This is a genomic window from Stappia sp., from assembly GCF_048268045.1.
Classification (GTDB): domain Bacteria; phylum Pseudomonadota; class Alphaproteobacteria; order Rhizobiales; family Stappiaceae; genus Stappia.
The window spans coordinates 314170-328329 of record NZ_JBLWWG010000002.1 but is presented as its reverse complement, the minus strand read 5'-3'; the positions used below and the strand labels follow the sequence as shown (position 1 = coordinate 328329).

15 protein-coding genes are annotated in these 14160 nt (G+C 69.7%); 10 read left to right on the top strand and 5 right to left on the bottom strand.

Going from position 1 to position 14160, the window contains the following annotated elements:
- Positions 1 to 125 precede the first annotated feature (125 nt).
- From ACN0WF_RS04055 to ACN0WF_RS04045, 3 genes are all read left to right on the top strand, one after another.
- On the top strand, positions 126 to 1052 hold the full coding sequence (locus ACN0WF_RS04055) for a DMT family transporter (RefSeq protein ID WP_417771710.1): 927 nt from the start codon (positions 126 to 128) through the stop codon (positions 1050 to 1052).
- Positions 1049 to 1942 carry an HpcH/HpaI aldolase/citrate lyase family protein gene (locus ACN0WF_RS04050; RefSeq protein ID WP_417771498.1) on the top strand — a complete coding sequence of 298 codons (894 nt, stop codon included), beginning with the start codon at positions 1049 to 1051 and terminating at the stop codon, positions 1940 to 1942. The genes ACN0WF_RS04055 and ACN0WF_RS04050 overlap by 4 nt, the downstream gene beginning before the upstream one ends.
- Positions 1943 to 2015: 73 nt before the next feature.
- Complete coding sequence (locus ACN0WF_RS04045; protein WP_417771497.1) at positions 2016 to 2222, top strand: DUF1737 domain-containing protein; 207 nt, start codon at positions 2016 to 2018, stop codon at positions 2220 to 2222.
- Positions 2223 to 2307: 85 nt separating this feature from the next.
- On the opposite strand, the gene ACN0WF_RS04040 is transcribed toward ACN0WF_RS04045, so the two are convergent.
- Entirely contained in the window at positions 2308 to 3360 is a 1053-nt protein-coding gene (locus tag ACN0WF_RS04040) for a MaoC family dehydratase (protein WP_417771496.1), read from the bottom strand.
- Between the two features lie 216 nt (positions 3361 to 3576).
- On the opposite strand from ACN0WF_RS04040, the gene ACN0WF_RS04035 reads away from it, so the two are divergent.
- Positions 3577 to 4272, top strand: a complete 696-nt coding sequence (locus ACN0WF_RS04035) for a carbonic anhydrase (protein WP_417771495.1) — start codon at positions 3577 to 3579, stop codon at positions 4270 to 4272.
- Between the two features lie 81 nt (positions 4273 to 4353).
- Here ACN0WF_RS04035 and ACN0WF_RS04030 read toward each other — a convergent pair whose 3' ends face one another.
- From ACN0WF_RS04030 to hemC, 4 genes are all read right to left on the bottom strand, one after another.
- Complete coding sequence (locus ACN0WF_RS04030; RefSeq protein ID WP_417771494.1) at positions 4354 to 6120, bottom strand: heme biosynthesis HemY N-terminal domain-containing protein; 1767 nt, start codon at positions 6118 to 6120, stop codon at positions 4354 to 4356.
- 83 nt (positions 6121 to 6203) lie between these two features.
- A complete protein-coding gene (locus ACN0WF_RS04025; RefSeq protein ID WP_417771493.1) occupies positions 6204 to 8030 on the bottom strand; it encodes a mitofilin family membrane protein in 1827 nt (608 codons plus the stop codon).
- Between the two features lie 171 nt (positions 8031 to 8201).
- Positions 8202 to 8915: a uroporphyrinogen-III synthase gene (locus ACN0WF_RS04020; RefSeq protein ID WP_417771492.1), complete on the bottom strand. Its 714-nt coding sequence runs from the start codon at positions 8913 to 8915 to the stop codon at positions 8202 to 8204.
- Positions 8916 to 8919: 4 nt separating this feature from the next.
- Entirely contained in the window at positions 8920 to 9873 is a 954-nt protein-coding gene (gene hemC, locus ACN0WF_RS04015) for a hydroxymethylbilane synthase (RefSeq protein WP_417771491.1), read from the bottom strand.
- A gap of 49 nt (positions 9874 to 9922) precedes the next feature.
- Here hemC and tsaD point away from each other — a divergent pair, with 49 nt between their 5' ends.
- The 6 genes from tsaD to ACN0WF_RS03985 all read left to right on the top strand — a co-directional run bounded on the left by tsaD (position 9923) and on the right by ACN0WF_RS03985 (position 14124).
- On the top strand, positions 9923 to 11092 hold the full coding sequence (gene tsaD, locus ACN0WF_RS04010) for a tRNA (adenosine(37)-N6)-threonylcarbamoyltransferase complex transferase subunit TsaD (RefSeq protein ID WP_417771490.1): 1170 nt from the start codon (positions 9923 to 9925) through the stop codon (positions 11090 to 11092).
- Positions 11089 to 11616, top strand: coding sequence for an NUDIX hydrolase (locus tag ACN0WF_RS04005; protein WP_417771489.1), 528 nt, complete (start codon positions 11089 to 11091; stop codon positions 11614 to 11616). Before tsaD ends, ACN0WF_RS04005 begins: the two co-directional genes overlap by 4 nt.
- Entirely contained in the window at positions 11613 to 12623 is a 1011-nt protein-coding gene (locus tag ACN0WF_RS04000; protein ID WP_417771488.1) for an NAD(P)H-dependent glycerol-3-phosphate dehydrogenase, read from the top strand. The genes ACN0WF_RS04005 and ACN0WF_RS04000 overlap by 4 nt, the downstream gene beginning before the upstream one ends.
- 115 nt (positions 12624 to 12738) lie before the next feature.
- Complete coding sequence (locus tag ACN0WF_RS03995) at positions 12739 to 13026, top strand: YciI-like protein (protein ID WP_417771487.1); 288 nt, start codon at positions 12739 to 12741, stop codon at positions 13024 to 13026.
- A 1-nt stretch (position 13027) separates the two neighbouring features.
- Complete coding sequence (locus ACN0WF_RS03990) at positions 13028 to 13462, top strand: EVE domain-containing protein (RefSeq protein WP_417771486.1); 435 nt, start codon at positions 13028 to 13030, stop codon at positions 13460 to 13462.
- Positions 13462 to 14124: a class I SAM-dependent methyltransferase gene (locus ACN0WF_RS03985; protein ID WP_417771485.1), complete on the top strand. Its 663-nt coding sequence runs from the start codon at positions 13462 to 13464 to the stop codon at positions 14122 to 14124. Before ACN0WF_RS03990 ends, ACN0WF_RS03985 begins: the two co-directional genes overlap by 1 nt.
- Positions 14125 to 14160 lie beyond the last annotated feature (36 nt).

Sequence of the window (14160 nt, the reverse complement as noted above, 5' to 3'; positions counted from 1 at the left end):
TAGTTCTCCCGGGTTCGCGCAGGCAAGCCGGCCGCTCCCCGTCTCCACCCCTGCCCGAAGAGTTCCCCGCCACCATGACAGAAGCCGTTTCGCAGGCCGCTCCCGACACCGCCACGGCCTCGGCACTGCGCTTGCGCGCCACGCTCGTCGGACTGTCCGCCGTGCTGATGTGGTCGACGCTCGGCCTCTTTGGCGCCGCCTCCGGCAGCGTGCCGCCCTTCCTGCTGAACGGGCTCTGCTTCGGGTTCTCCGGCGTCGCCGCCGTCATCTGGCTCGCCGCCCGCGGCCGGCTGCGCCTGATGCGTCAGTCGGTCGGTGTTCTTGCCTTCGGCACGACGGGCCTTTTCGGCTTCCACTTCTTCTATTTCACCGCGATCCGCAACGCGCCGCCGGTCGACGCCAATCTGATCAACTACACCTGGCCTCTGCTGATCGTCGTCTTTTCGGCGCTCCTGCCGGGCGAGCGGCTGAAGGCCCATCACATCGCCGGAACGGTGATCGGACTGCTGGGCGCGGCCCTTCTCGTTGCCGGAGACAAAGGGCTCGACCTCGACCCGGCCCATCTGCCAGGCTATCTCGCGGCGGTCGCCTCCGCCCTCTTCTGGTCCGGATATTCGGTGCTGTCGCGCAGGCTCGGCAAGGTGCCGACGGAAGCCGTCGCGAGCTTTTGCCTTGCCACCTCGGCGCTTTCGTTTCTCTCCCACGCCCTGTTCGAGACGACGGTGTGGCCGCAAGGTGCCGGTGAATGGGGCGCGGTGCTGGCGTTGGCCGCCTTTCCCGTCGGCCTTGCCTTCTTCGTCTGGGACTTCGGCGTGAAGAAGGGCGACATCCAGGTCCTTGGCGCCGGGGCCTATGCCGCTCCGGTGCTCTCGACCCTTCTTCTGATCGCCTTCGGCTACGGCGCCTTCACGCTCAAGGTGACGCTCGCCTGCGCGCTCGTCACCCTTGGGGCGCTGGTCGCGGCAAAGGACATGATCTTCGCCCGCTCGCACAACAGACGGGCCCGACCCGCCGAAGCAGGACAGCATAGCAAGGGACGCACTCCACGATGACCAAGACGACCACCATTCGCCCTCGCCGCAGCGCTCTCTACATGCCCGGCTCCAACGCCCGCGCCCTCGACAAGGCGCGTTCCCTCGACGTCGACGCTCTGATCCTCGATCTGGAGGACGCGGTTGCCCCCGACGCCAAGGAGATGGCGCGCGATCAGGTGCGCGAGGCGGTTGCCGCCGGCGGCTACGGGCACCGCGAGCTGGTCATTCGGGTCAACGGACTGGCCACGCCGTGGGGTGCCGGCGATCTGGAGATGGCAATCGCCGCCCGGCCCGATGCGATCCTCCTGCCCAAGGTCTCCTCGCCCGCCGATCTCGACCGCGCCGCGCACAGCCTGAACGCGGCCCGCGTTCCCGCCTCGACGCGCATCTGGGCGATGATGGAAACGCCCCTTGCCATGCTCAACGCCGGTGCCATCGCCGCCGCCGCCGGCAACCCCGAGACCCGGCTCGCCTGTTTCGTCATGGGCACCAATGATCTCGCCAAGGAGACCCGCGCCGCCCTGGTGCCCGGCCGCGCGCCGATGCGCCCCTGGCTTGCGACTTGCCTTGCCGCCGCCCGCGCCCATGGCATCGACATCCTGGACGGCGTCTGGAACCACCTCGACGACCTCGAGGGCCTTGCCGCCGAATGCCGCGAGGGCGCGGAGATGGGCATGGACGGCAAGACGCTCATCCACCCCAGGCAGATCGAGGCGTGCAACGCCGCCTTCACGCCCGCCGACGCCGACATCGCCTGGGCGCGCCGCATCATCGCCGAATTCGAAAAGCCGGAGAATGCCGCGAAGGGCGCGATCCAGGTCGAGGGCCGCATGGTCGAGCGCCTGCACGCGGAAATGGGTGCCCGGCTGGTGGCCATCGCAGACGCGATCACCGCCCGCCGGAGCTGAAGGACACGAACACGCTATGCCCAAGGTGCCCGCAGGGCACCGCCAGGACGGGCACGACCCAAGGAAACGACGCATGAAACTCTATCGCTTCATCACCGGTCCCGACGACAGCGCCTTCTGCCACCGGGTGACCGCAGCGCTCAACAAGGGCTGGACACTGCACGGCTCGCCGTCGCTGACCTTCGACGCGACGAAGGGCGTGGTCACCTGCGGCCAGGCGGTCGTGAAGGAGGTCGACGGCATCGACTACACGCCCGACATCAAGCTCGGCGAGCACTGACGCGCACCCGCCGTCCCTGTTGGACGGCGGCAAGCCTGTCTCCGAGCGGCTCGGCCGACAGGCTTGCGCGTCCGGGCCGAAGCGGCTAGCGCGGCATCAGCACCCAGTAGTCCAAGTCGAGGATCACGGCCGGATCATAGGCGCCTGCCGCGTCGACGAGCGGGAAATCGGTGCACGGCCGATCCCTGGTCGCGATAGTGCGCAGGCGCAGAGCGCCAACATCCTCGCGCCCCGAGATCGTCGCCGCCTCGAGCACTTCGGACCAGGCAAAGACGGTATCGCCCGCAAACAGCGGTGCCACATGGCGGCCGCCGTTGATGCCGGCGACGTGGAACGCCGCTCCCAGACCGTTGAAGCTCAGCGCCCGAGCCAACGAGATGACGTGGCCGCCATAGACGAGCCGCCGGCCGAAACGGCCCTGTCCCTCGGTGAACTGGTTGAAATGCACCCGCGCCGTGTTCTGGTAAAGGCGCGTCGCGAGCTGGTGCTCGCTCTCCTCCACGGTCATGCCGTCGACATGGTCGATCCGCTCGCCCACCTTGTAGTCGTCGAAGCGATAGGGCGTGCCGGCGAGCACGCCGTCCCAGCCAGCCTGGTCGATCAGCGGGCAGGCATCGCCGAGCCCGTCCGGCTCGATCGCCTCAGGCAGGTCCGGCACCACGGGCTCCGGCGCGGGCGACGCGGGATCGCGCTTCTTCACCATCACCCAGCGCACGTAGTCGAGCACCTCGGTGCCGTCCTGCCGGTACCCGGTGGACCGCACGTAGACAACGCCGGTCGTGCCGTTGGAATTCTCCTTGAGGCCGATCACCTCGGACACCGCCGACAGCGTGTCGCCCGGATAGACCGGGCTCAGGAAGCGCCCCCCCGCGTAGCCCAGATTGGCGACCGCGTTGAGCGAGATGTCGGGTACGGTCTTGCCGAAGACCAGGTGGAAGACCAGCAGGTCGTCGACGGGCGCGCGCGGGTAGCGCAGCGCCTCGGCGAAACTGTCCGACGACTGGACGGCAAAGCGCGATCCGTAGAGCGCGGTGTAAAGCGCCACATCCCCGGCCGTCACCGTGCGCGGCGTGGCGTGCCGCAGCACCTGCCCGACGCGGAAGTCCTCGAAGAAATTGCCCGGATTGGTCTTGCTCACCCTGTCTCCTTCCCGTTCGCTTGCAGCCCCCGGGGCGGAAGCCTTCGCACCCGCCGCCCCATCCCGGCATAAGACCGTGGCGGCTGACCCCGTGCAAGCGGTAGATTGAGGAGATGGCAGCGCTGCAACATCTGAGGGTTGCCCTGGCGTCTAGTTGATTTTACGTAACGCGTGCCAGCCCCTCGCCACGAGGCGCCTTTTGGAGATCCAGACGCCATGTCCCGCAACGAATCCGAAAACGATCCGAAGGGCAGCGTGTTCCCTCAGGCCCTGCTCGCGGGATACCTGCGCTATCGCGAGGACGCGCACCGCCCGCAACGGCCGGAGTACGAGCGCCTCGCGGTCTACGGCCAGGAACCGAAGGTGATGGTCGTCTCGTGCTGCGACAGCCGGGTCACGCCGGAAGGCATCTTCGGCGCCGGGCCGGGCGAGCTGTTCGTCGTGCGCAATGTCGCGAACCTGGTCCCGCCCTATGAGCCGGACAACGACTTCCATTCCACCAGCGCGGCGCTGGAATTCGCCGTCCAGGCGCTGAAGGTGCGCCATATCGTCGTCATGGGCCACTGCCAGTGCGGCGGCGTCAAGGCCTTCCTGGAGCAGGACAAGGTCCCGCTGTCGCCGGGCGACTTCATCGGCAAGTGGATGACGCTGCTCGAGCCCGCCTCCCAGTTTCGCTGCGACCCGGCCGAGCGCGGCGCCGACGCGCAGACCGCGATGGAATACGCCGGCGTGCGCCAGTCACTCGTCAACCTGCGCAGCTTTCCCTGCGTGAGCATCCTCGAGGAACGCGGCCGCCTGACGCTGCACGGCGCCTGGTTCGACATCGGCTCCGGCGAGTTGCGCCTGCTTGACGAGAAGTCCGGCGCTTTCAGGTCCGCAAGCTCGCTCGCCGAGGGGCTCGACCGCGCCTGAATTCCTCATCCTGCTTTTCCCAAACGCAAACGGCGCGCCCATCCGGCGCGCCGTTCTTGTTTCACAAGCCAGCCGGTCCAATCAGTTGAAGAACCGATAGCCGGGCTTCGTCGGCGGCTCCTCGTCGTCGCCATCTGGCCCCGGATCGTCCGGCATGTGCTTCAACGGAAACTCGATCGGGCGGGACAGATCGCGCGCCGGCTTCTCGCCGCCTGCGGTTCCCTCGGTCGCGGTGGGTTTCCCGGTCTCCTGCTTCGCCGGAGCTTCCGCCGCCGGCCCGGCCTTCGCCGCGCCGTTGACCGGAGCGCCCGCAGCGGGCTCCGCTGCTGGCTTCTCCAGCGGCTCCCCGGTCGCCGCTGCACGCTTCTCCGCCTCGGGCTTCTCCGGTTCATGCGCATCCGCCGGCTGCACGGCTTCGGCCTCAAGCACCGAAACGCCGGTTTCGGCCTCGGTTTCAGGCGCGACCACTTCGACCTCCGCACGCGGCACCACGGCCGGCGGCATCGCGGGAAGCGCCTCCAGCAGCGCATCGTCGATGGTCTCGACAGCGTCGCGCTCCGTATCACGGGCGACAGGCGGCATCGTCCAGGCAAAGGCGTCGAGACGCCCGTCGACCGGCGACACCGGTGACCACGTCTCGCTGACCGTGCCGTCGGCCACCCAGGCCGGATCGCCCGGCGCGCGCACCGCCCGCGACAGCCACTCGCGCACCCGGCCCCGGTCGCCGTTCTCCAGCTCTTCCAGATCCGCCATCAGCAGGAACACCCGGCGGGTCGGCGCGAGCCGCAGCGCGGCGCGCAGCTGCTCGCGCGCAAGCGCGTGATCGCCCGCATCGAGAGCGGCGCGCGCCAGTGCCAGCGCGCCTTCGACATTGTGCGCGCGGAGCGCGGCGAGCGCCTTCACCCGCTTCAGCCGGTCCAATGCGGAATCGCCGGTACGGGCATGGGCATAGGCATCGGCAAGATCGGGATGCGGCGAGAGCTTCCACGTCGCCTCGACGATCTTCAGCGCCTTGCGGATATCGCCGCGCCGGGTCGCGAGCCGCGCGGCGATCACCGCCGCGGGCACCAGCGCCGGGGCAAGTCCGTGCGCCTCGCCAGCGAGCGCGCGCGCCGTGTCGGGATCCCGGTCCTCGGTCTCGATGGCCCGTGCGGTCAGCAGCACCGCCTTGTGGCGGCGGAAGGTCTTCTTGTCGACGAGCTTGGAGGCGTAATTCTTTTCCAGCGTTGCGATCGCCTTCTCCCAGTCGCCCGCAACCGCCTGGTAGCTGAGCACGGCGCGCCCGGCCCAGGGCAGGCCAGGCACCAGTGCGGCGGCCTCTTCGGCGTAATGGCGGGCGGCGACCGGCTCGCCGAGACGTTCCGCCTCGACGTAGAGGCCGTGCAGGCCGACAGCCTTCAGCCGTGCGTCGTCGAGCATCTCCTCGTAGCGACCGCGCGCCTCCTCGTGGCGGCCGGCAAGCTGGGCGCTCTGGGCCAGCAGCAGCCGGGCGGCGGGCTCATCCTCGAGCAGCTTGTCGGCATCCTTGCCGTAGCGCGCCGCCGTCGCCGCGTCGCCGATACCAAGCGCCAGCAGCGCCTTCGACAGGGCGTCATAGCCCCGGTCCTTTCGCCGGCGGCGGAAGAAGCGGCCGACGAGATCCGGCGACCGCAGCACAAAGAGCGCCAGGTTCCACACAAGGATGCACACCGCAACGATGGCCGCCAGCGCCACCACGGCGGTCATCAGGCCGACCTCGATGCGGTAGCCCTGCCAGTCCAGCGTCACCAGGCCGGGCCGATCCGCCACCCAGGCGGAGCCCAGCGCGGCGACAAAAACCAGGGCGATGAAGATCAAGAGGCGGATCATCGTGTCTCACTCCCCTCGGGACGTCTCCCGCAGGCTCAAGTCATGGTCTTGGCGGCCCGACCGACATGGCGGGCCCTCGGGCATTACCTGGCGGCGTCGCCAAGCGATTTCAGCACGTCGCGGGTGACCCCGTCCACAAGCGCATCGGCGGCAAGGCGCGCCTTCGCGTCGGCGACCCAGTCCGCTCCGGCCGCCTTCGCCGGCTCCGGAAGGTCCTGATAGGCCTCGAGCGCGCCGGCGAGATCGCCGGCGTCGACGCGGGCTTCCATCCGTCCAAGCGCCGCATCCGGCGTCGACGATCCTGACTCGCCCGGTGTGCGGATCGAAACCAGCGAGCGTGCGTTGGACAGGAGCGTGTCGACCATGTCGCCATCCGCCGGCCGGTCGAGCGTTGCGCTCATCGCCCGGGCAGCCGCGCCAAAGCGGGCGCGCAACTCGGTGCGTGTGGGAACGCCGGTCGCCGCCTTTGCCGCAAGCGGCGCAAGATCCGTTCCCTCGGCAACCAGGCCGGCCACGGCGGCAAGCTCGGTCTCGAACGGCGCGCCACGGTCCATGGCCGCCTTGAGCTGTGTCACCGCGATGGCGCGCGAGGCCAGTTCGCGTGCGCCTGCATCCCCCATCTGCGCCTCGATCGGCTCGACACGGGCGGTCAGCGCGGCGAGAGACGAGGACAGTTCATCCGTCTTCTGCGTCAGCGCCGTCTCCACAGAGCCGAGGCGCGCGTCGAGCTTGCCGGTTTCCTCACGCGTCGTCGTGACCTCCCGGCGCAGGCCGTCGATGGCTTCCGGCAGGCTCGAAAGCGTCTGGCTTGCCGTCTCAAGGGCATCGAGCCGCGTCTCGATGCCGGACAGGTCCGGCGCCGGCGCGGGCTCGCCAAGCGCCTCCACCTTTGACCCTAGATCCGCAATCCGGCTCTCAAGCCCGCTCACGCTTTGCTGCAGGCTGGCAAGACCGGCGGTCTCGCCCGCTCCGCCCGAAGCGACGAAACCGCGAAGATCGGAAAGCCCCTTCTCGACGTCGCCAAGGCGCGCCGCTGCCGCCTCGGAGAGTTGGTCCGCACCCGAACTGGCCGCCGCCTTGATGTCGCCTTCCAGCGAGTCGAGCCGGTTCTTCAGGCTGCCAAGCTCGGGCGCGACGCCCGCGCTGGCGTCCTGCCGGTCGGCAAGGCTTGCGATCCGCTCCTCAAGGCCGGCAATCCGGCTCTGCGCCGCCTGAAGCGCCGCCCGCGCCTCCCCGCTCGCATCCGTGCCGCCAAGGAATCCGGCCTGCTGCGCGCCAAAGGCTCCGCCCAGCGCCACGACCGCGCCAACGAGAGAGGCCGCGAGCAGGCTGCCAAAGCCGGCGGAACCACCACGCCCCTCTTCCGGGGACGGCTTGGTCGGTGCCGGACCGGAGGCATGTCCCGCTCCAGTGGTGCCCGCGGAAGCCGCCGACGCCGAGGACCCGGCACCAGCCGTCACTCCGGCCTTCGTCTCCGATGCCTTCGCATCGGGCGTCTTGGTTTCAGGAGCCTTGGTTTCAGAAATCCCCGCGTCAGCCTTTTTCGGATCGGAAGCCTTCGCGGCCGTCGGCTTCATGCCGTCGGCTTTCGCTTCGCCGGAGCCGGAATCGGCGGCCTTGCCGGCGCTCGCCGACGCGGCATCCGCACCGGTCTTCGCGCCGGAAGCACCCGCACTGGCCTGTGCGGCCGCCGCGCCAGAGGTCGCCGAAGCGGCGGGCGCGGGTCCCGGCTTTTTCGCCTCGTCGGCCTTCGCCCCGGCGCTTGCCGCCGGTCCCGGACCGGCCGCGCCCTTCACCTCGCGGGCTTCCAGATCGATCGTCACGGGCTTGCGCGCGGTGCCGCCCGCGCCACGGGCACCCGGCTTCTCTGCCTGGCCCTTCGGGTCCGGCTTCTTGTCGTCGGCAGCCATCGTCGCTCTCCCTTGCACGCGCCCGGCGGTTTTCGCCGGGCCACGGGCCGTCCCGGCCCGGTGGTCAACCGTTCGGCCCCGGGAGGATTTCCCCGGCACCCGATTTCCTGGCGCGGTCCCGGCCTGCCCATGGTGGCCGGTTTTGCGCTGCAAAACAAATTGGGCCTTCGATTAGCACGTCTCGCCAAGAAGCGCGACGAGCGCGTCCTCATCCGGAGCTTCGGCCACATGACACGGCCCAAGACCCGCAAGCGCGCCGGCGACCTGCTCCGACAACGCCAGGAAGACGAAATTCGGCCGCTCCGGCCAGGCACGCAAGGCCGCCGCCAGCGCCTCGGCCGACCGGCGCGAGTATGAAGGCGCGACGATCGGCCCCGGATCCGGAGGTGCGAGCAGAGCCATCCGCGCCGCCGCATCGAGAGCCGGCAGGGGCACCGCGTCGTAGACCTCGACCATGACAGAACGAATTCCACGGCCCGCGAGTTCCGCGACAAGATCGCCCGAGCGCTTGCGCCCCGCGAGATAGAGAACCGGCCCTTCGGGTGGTTCGCTGGCGATCAGGTCGACAAGCGTTCCCAGCGTGCCGCCGGCCGCACGCACATCGCCTGCGCCAGCGGCCCGCGCGCCCTCGGCCGTCCGCTCGCCGACGGCGAAGACCGTCAGCCCGCGCAATCGGCTCCAGCGGGGATCGTCGCACACCGCCTCTACGGCGCGCTCGCTGGTCAGTGCCACGGCCGATATGCGCGCCGTCTCCGGCCAGTCCGCCGGAGGCAGCGCACGGGTTTCCATGAGAGGCGCGACGATCACCTCATGGCCCAGCGCCTCGAGGCGCCGGGCAGTGCGTGCCGCCGCTTCTCGCGGACGGGTGACGAGAACGCGGGCCAAGCCGCTAGTCCCCGAAAAAGCCAGGGCCGCCGCGCTCCTTGAGCTCCAGCCCGGCGTCGCGCCCCATCTCGACCGCATCCGCGATCGAACCCGAGCGCGTCGTCTCGTGCACGGTCTGGCCGTCCGGTGTCAGGATCAGCCCGCGAAAGTCCAGACCGTCCGCCGAGAGCGTCGCCAGCCCGCCGATGGGTGTTCGGCAGGAACCGTCGAGAACCCGCAGGAAAGCCCGTTCCGCATCGAGGCAGATCTGCGTTTCGCGGTCGTGAATCGCCTCCAGCAGCTTGCGCGCCTTCAGGTCGTCGGCCCGCGCCTCGATGCAGATCGCACCCTGTCCGACGGCGGGAAGGAAGTCGCGCGTGTCGATCACCGAGGTCACCACATGGGCAAGGTCGAGACGCTTCAGACCCGAATAGGCGAGCAGCGTCGCATCCACCACGCCGTCGGCGAGCTTCTGCAGCCGCGTCTGCACGTTGCCGCGATAGGTCACCACCTCGATGTCGGGACGCATCCGCTTGATCATCGCTTGGCGGCGCAGGCTGGAGGACCCCACCACCGCGCCATGGGGCAACTCGGCAAGCGTCTTCGCCTTCGGGGAAATGAAGGCGTCGCGCACATCCTCGCGCGGCAGGAAGGTGACGATCTCCAGCCCCTCCGGCAGCACGGTCGGCATATCCTTGGAGGAATGAACGGCGATGTCGATCTCTCCCGCCATCATCGCCGCCTCGATTTCCTTGGTAAAGAGCCCCTTGCCCCCCACCTCGGATAGCGGGCGGTCCTGGATGCGGTCGCCGGAGGTCTTGATCACGACGATCTCGAAGGCGCGCTCGGGCAGGCCATGCGCCGCCATCAGGCGGTCCCTGGTCTCATGCGCCTGGGCAAGCGCCAGAAGGCTGCCGCGCGTGCCGATGCGAAGGAGCGGGCGGGTCTCGTCGAAGTCTGCGGTTGGTTTTGTTTGCAAGAAGATCGGTCCCGGTGCTAGGCGGATGCAAATCGGTAGGCGAAGCTGAATGATAGTCCCTGAGAGCGCAACGGCCAATGCGGCCGGCACCGGATACACACCGGACGGCGAAAAGCCGGCCGGAGAGCTGACCGTGCTCGGCATCGAGACGAGCTGCGACGAGACGGCGGCGGCGGTCGTCCGCCGGGCCGTGGACGGCAGCGCGACGATCCTGTCCAATGTCATCCGCTCCCAGACCGACGAACACGCGGCGTTCGGCGGCGTCGTTCCGGAAATCGCGGCGCGTGCCCATATCTCCCTGCTCGACCGTCTGGTCAAGTCCGCGATGGAGGAGGCCGGTGTTTCCTTCGACGACATCGACGCGGTCGCCGCCACCGCCGGCCCCGGCCTGATCGGCGGCGTCATCGTCGGGCTGATGACGGCGAAGGCCATCGCCGCCGCATCCGGCAAGCCGCTCGTCGCGGTCAACCACCTGGAAGGCCACGCCCTGACCGCGCGCCTCGCCGACAGGCTCGCCTTCCCCTATCTGCTGCTGCTCGTCTCCGGCGGCCACACCCAGTTTCTCATGGTGGAGGGCGTCGGCGTCTACCGCCGTCTCGGCTCGACCATCGACGACGCGCTCGGCGAGGCCTTCGACAAGACCGCCAAGCTGCTGTCGCTCGGCTTTCCCGGCGGTCCGGCGGTGGAAAAAGCCGCTGCGTCCGGCGATCCGACCCGCTTCCGGCTGCCGCGACCGATGCTCGACCGGCCCGGCATCGAGTTCTCCTTCGCCGGCCTCAAGACGGCCCTGCGCACCGCCGCCCATGCGGCGGCGCCGCTGTCGCCGCAGGATGTTTCGGACCTGTGCGCCGGCTTCCAGGCCGCCGTCGGAGATGTGGTCGGCGAGAAGAGCCGCCGCGCGCTCGCGGTCTTCCGCGAGCATCACCCCGATGCCGATCCCGTCCTCGTGGTCGCCGGCGGCGTGGCCGCCAACAGCGAGATCCGCCGCCGTCTGGGCGAGGTCGCGCAAGCCGCCGGTGCCCGTCTCGTCGCCCCGCCGCACAGGCTTTGCACCGACAACGCCGCGATGATCGCCTGGGCCGGCATCGAGCGGATGGTCGCGGCCCACGCCGCCGGGGAAACAGTCGACGACAGCGCCGTGCCGCCACGCCCGCGCTGGCCGCTCGACAGGGAGGCCGAACCCGTCTTCGGCTCGGGCCGCAAGGGAGCCAAGGCGTGACAGATCCGCGTTTCGAGGAAGGCGTCGTCTGCGCCGAACGCCCCGTCGACTACGACAGGCTCAAGCACAAGGCCTATGTCTACCTGACCGCCGGGCGCGACCTTCTGGTCTTCCGTCAGCCGGACCAGCCCTATGTCGGCCTGCAGGTTCCCGGCGGCACCGTCGATCCGGGCGAAAGCCACCTGACGGCGGCCCTGCGGGAATTCGCCGAGGAAACCGGTCTCCACCTGCCCCATGCCCTCGAGATGATCGGCGCGCAGGTGCTTCTTTTCGACAATTCGCTCGGCCGCGACATCCACGACCGCAGGCTCTACCATGCCCGCACCCCCGTGAGCGGCGCGGCGCGACGGCGCCAGAGCTGGGAGCACTTCGAGATGAGCCCCTCGGGCGGCGGCGACCCGATCCGCTTCGAGCTTTTCTGGCTCGACCTCGGCGAGGCGCTGGCGATGGCTCCCGACAATTTCTTCACCGGCTTCCACGCTCCGCTCACGGCCGTGGCGCAGTGCCTCGGGATTGCCCCGTGAGCGCCGCCGGCCAGGCCCGGCCCTTCGAGCGCGTCGCCGTCGTCGGCGGCGGCTCCTGGGGAACCGCCCTCGCCCTGGTCGCGCGCCGCGCCGGACGCGAGGTGCGCCTTCTCGCGCGCGATGCGGAAAGCGTCGAGGCGCTCTCCCTACGCGGCGAGAACCCGGCCTATCTGCCGGGGATCGCGCTCGGCGGTCCGCTTGCCGCCACCACGGATCCGGCCGAGGCGCTGCGCGATGCCGACGCGGTGCTGCTCGTCACCCCGGCCCAGACCACCCGTGCCATGGCCGGGCTCATCGCCGCCCATGTCGCGCCTGGAACGCCGCTCGTCCTGTGCGCCAAGGGGCTGGAGCGCGACAGCGGCCTGCTCCTGTCGGAGGTCGTCGGCGAGGCCGCCCCCGCCTGTGTCCCGGCCGTTCTCTCGGGACCGAGTTTCGCCGCCGACGTGGCGCGCGGCCTGCCGACCGCGGTCACCCTCGCTGCGGAAGACGGCGAACTCGCAGACCGGCTCTCCGCGACCCTTGCCAGCAGCCAGTTCCGCCCCTACGCGGCGACGGATCTCGTCGGCGTGCAGATCGGCGGCGCTCTGAAGAACGTGCTGGCGATCGCCTGCGGCGCGGTCGCCGGCAAGGGCTGGGGGGCAAGCGCGCTCGCCGCTCTTACCGCGCGCGGCTTCGCCGAACTTGCCCGTCTCGGCGAAGCGCTCGGCGCGCGCCCGGAAACACTGACAGGCCTCTCCGGCCTCGGCGACCTGGTGCTCACCTGCTCGTCCGCCCAGTCCCGCAACTTCGCCTTCGGCATGGCGCTTGGCGCGGGCGAGGATCCAGCAGCGGCCGGCGGCAAGCTTGCCGAAGGTGTCCACACCGCCTCCGTCGCGGTGGCCTTCGCCGCCCGCCACGGGGTCGAGGTGCCGATTTCCGCCGCCGTCGCCGACGTGCTCGCACAGCGGATCTCGCTCGACGGCGCGCTGGCAAGCCTGATGGGCCGCCCGCTGCGCCGCGAGGCCTGATCGCCCGGCGCCGCCGGGCTCTTGCGGGAGCCGGACAAGCCTGTATCTATTGCCGGAACGACCATCGGCCGCTCCCCGTCGGGAGCCGGCCCATCCAGACCAGGAGGACCCGCTCATGCTCTATGCGCTGATCTGCACCGACAAGCCGGGCGCGCAACAGATCCGCCTCGACACCCGCTCCGAGCACCTCGCCTATCTCAAGGCGATGGGCGACCGGCTGAAGGCCGCCGGCCCCTTCATGGACGACGACGGCGGCATGACCGGCTCGCTGGTTGTGATCGAGGCGACGAACCGCGACGAGGCACTCGCCATCGCCGGAGAGGACCCCTACGCCCGTGCCGGCCTCTTCGCGAGCGTCGAGATCCGCCCGTGGAACTGGGTCCTGAAGAACCCCGAGGCCTGAGATGCGTTACTGGCTGTTCAAGTCCGAGCCGGACAAATGGTCCTGGGACCAGCAGAAGGCGAAGGCCGATGCCGGCGAGCAGTGGGACGGCATCCGCAATTATCTCGCCCGCAACAACATGCGCGAGATGAAGCTCGGCGACCGTGGCTTCTTCTATCACTCCAACATCGGCAAGGAAGTCGTCGGCATCGTCGAGGTGTGCAAGGAGATACACCCCGATACCACCACCGACGATCCGCGCTGGGAGTGTGTCGACGTCAAGGCCGTCTGCGACATGCCGAGGCCGGTGACGCTGGCCGACGTCAAGGCCGAGCCGACGCTGTCGCAGATGGCGCTCGTCACCTCCATGCGCCTGTCGGTGCAGCCGGTGAGCGAGGAGGAATGGGATATCGTCTGCCGCATGGGCGGCCTCGACCCGGCGGTCTCGAAACGCTGATGACGCCCCGCGCGGATCCGTCCGCCTTCATCCGCGCCAACACCCGCGTGCACCCGGTGCCGCATACGCCGGAGATCCGGCTCCACCTTGCCGACGAGGCGATGGACCTGTGGCAGAAGACCGAAGCGGAACTCGAGAAAATGAACCTGCCGCCGCCGTTCTGGGCCTTTGCCTGGGCCGGCGGCCAGGCGCTTGCCCGCTATGTCCTGGACAATCCTCAGATCTTCGCCGGGCGCGCCGTGCTGGATTTCGCCACCGGCTCCGGGCTGGTCGCCATCGCCGCCGCGCGTGCCGGCGCCGCCTCGGTCACCGCCTGCGACATCGACCCCTTCGCCAATGCGGCGACGGCACTCAACGCGGCGCTGAACGGCGTCAGCCTGGCGATCCTCGCCGACGATCTTCTCGACGCTCCGCCTCCCGCCGTCGACGTGCTGCTGAGCGGTGACGTGTTCTACGAGAAACCGATGGCCGAGCGGGTGTTGCCGTGGCTCGATGCGGCGCGAAAGGCCGGCACGACCGTGCTTGTCGGAGACCCCGGCCGCAGCTACCTGCCGATGGACAGGCTGGAGCGCCTCGCCACCTATGACATCGAGGTGAACCGCTCGCTGGAAGACTTCTCCGTCAAGCGCACCAGCGTCTTTCAGCTGCGCGCGGAAGCCTGAAACCTCCCTTAGCGGAAGGTCGGCCGTGACCCGCGT

What these genes read in the sequence shown, in the direction of transcription:
- ACN0WF_RS04050 (WP_417771498.1), top strand. Translation starts at nt 1,049, where the DNA reads ATGACCAAGACGACCACCATTCGCCCTCGCCGCAGCGCTCTCTACATG.
- ACN0WF_RS04045 (WP_417771497.1), top strand. Translation starts at nt 2,016, where the DNA reads ATGAAACTCTATCGCTTCATCACCGGTCCCGACGACAGCGCCTTCTGC.
- ACN0WF_RS04035 (WP_417771495.1), top strand. Translation starts at nt 3,577, where the DNA reads ATGTCCCGCAACGAATCCGAAAACGATCCGAAGGGCAGCGTGTTCCCT.
- ACN0WF_RS04030 (WP_417771494.1), bottom strand. Translation starts at nt 6,120, where the DNA reads ATGATCCGCCTCTTGATCTTCATCGCCCTGGTTTTTGTCGCCGCGCTG.
- ACN0WF_RS04025 (WP_417771493.1), bottom strand. Translation starts at nt 8,030, where the DNA reads ATGGCTGCCGACGACAAGAAGCCGGACCCGAAGGGCCAGGCAGAGAAG.
- tsaD (WP_417771490.1), top strand. Translation starts at nt 9,923, where the DNA reads ATGATAGTCCCTGAGAGCGCAACGGCCAATGCGGCCGGCACCGGATAC.
- ACN0WF_RS03995 (WP_417771487.1), top strand. Translation starts at nt 12,739, where the DNA reads ATGCTCTATGCGCTGATCTGCACCGACAAGCCGGGCGCGCAACAGATC.
- ACN0WF_RS03990 (WP_417771486.1), top strand. Translation starts at nt 13,028, where the DNA reads ATGCGTTACTGGCTGTTCAAGTCCGAGCCGGACAAATGGTCCTGGGAC.
- ACN0WF_RS03985 (WP_417771485.1), top strand. Translation starts at nt 13,462, where the DNA reads ATGACGCCCCGCGCGGATCCGTCCGCCTTCATCCGCGCCAACACCCGC.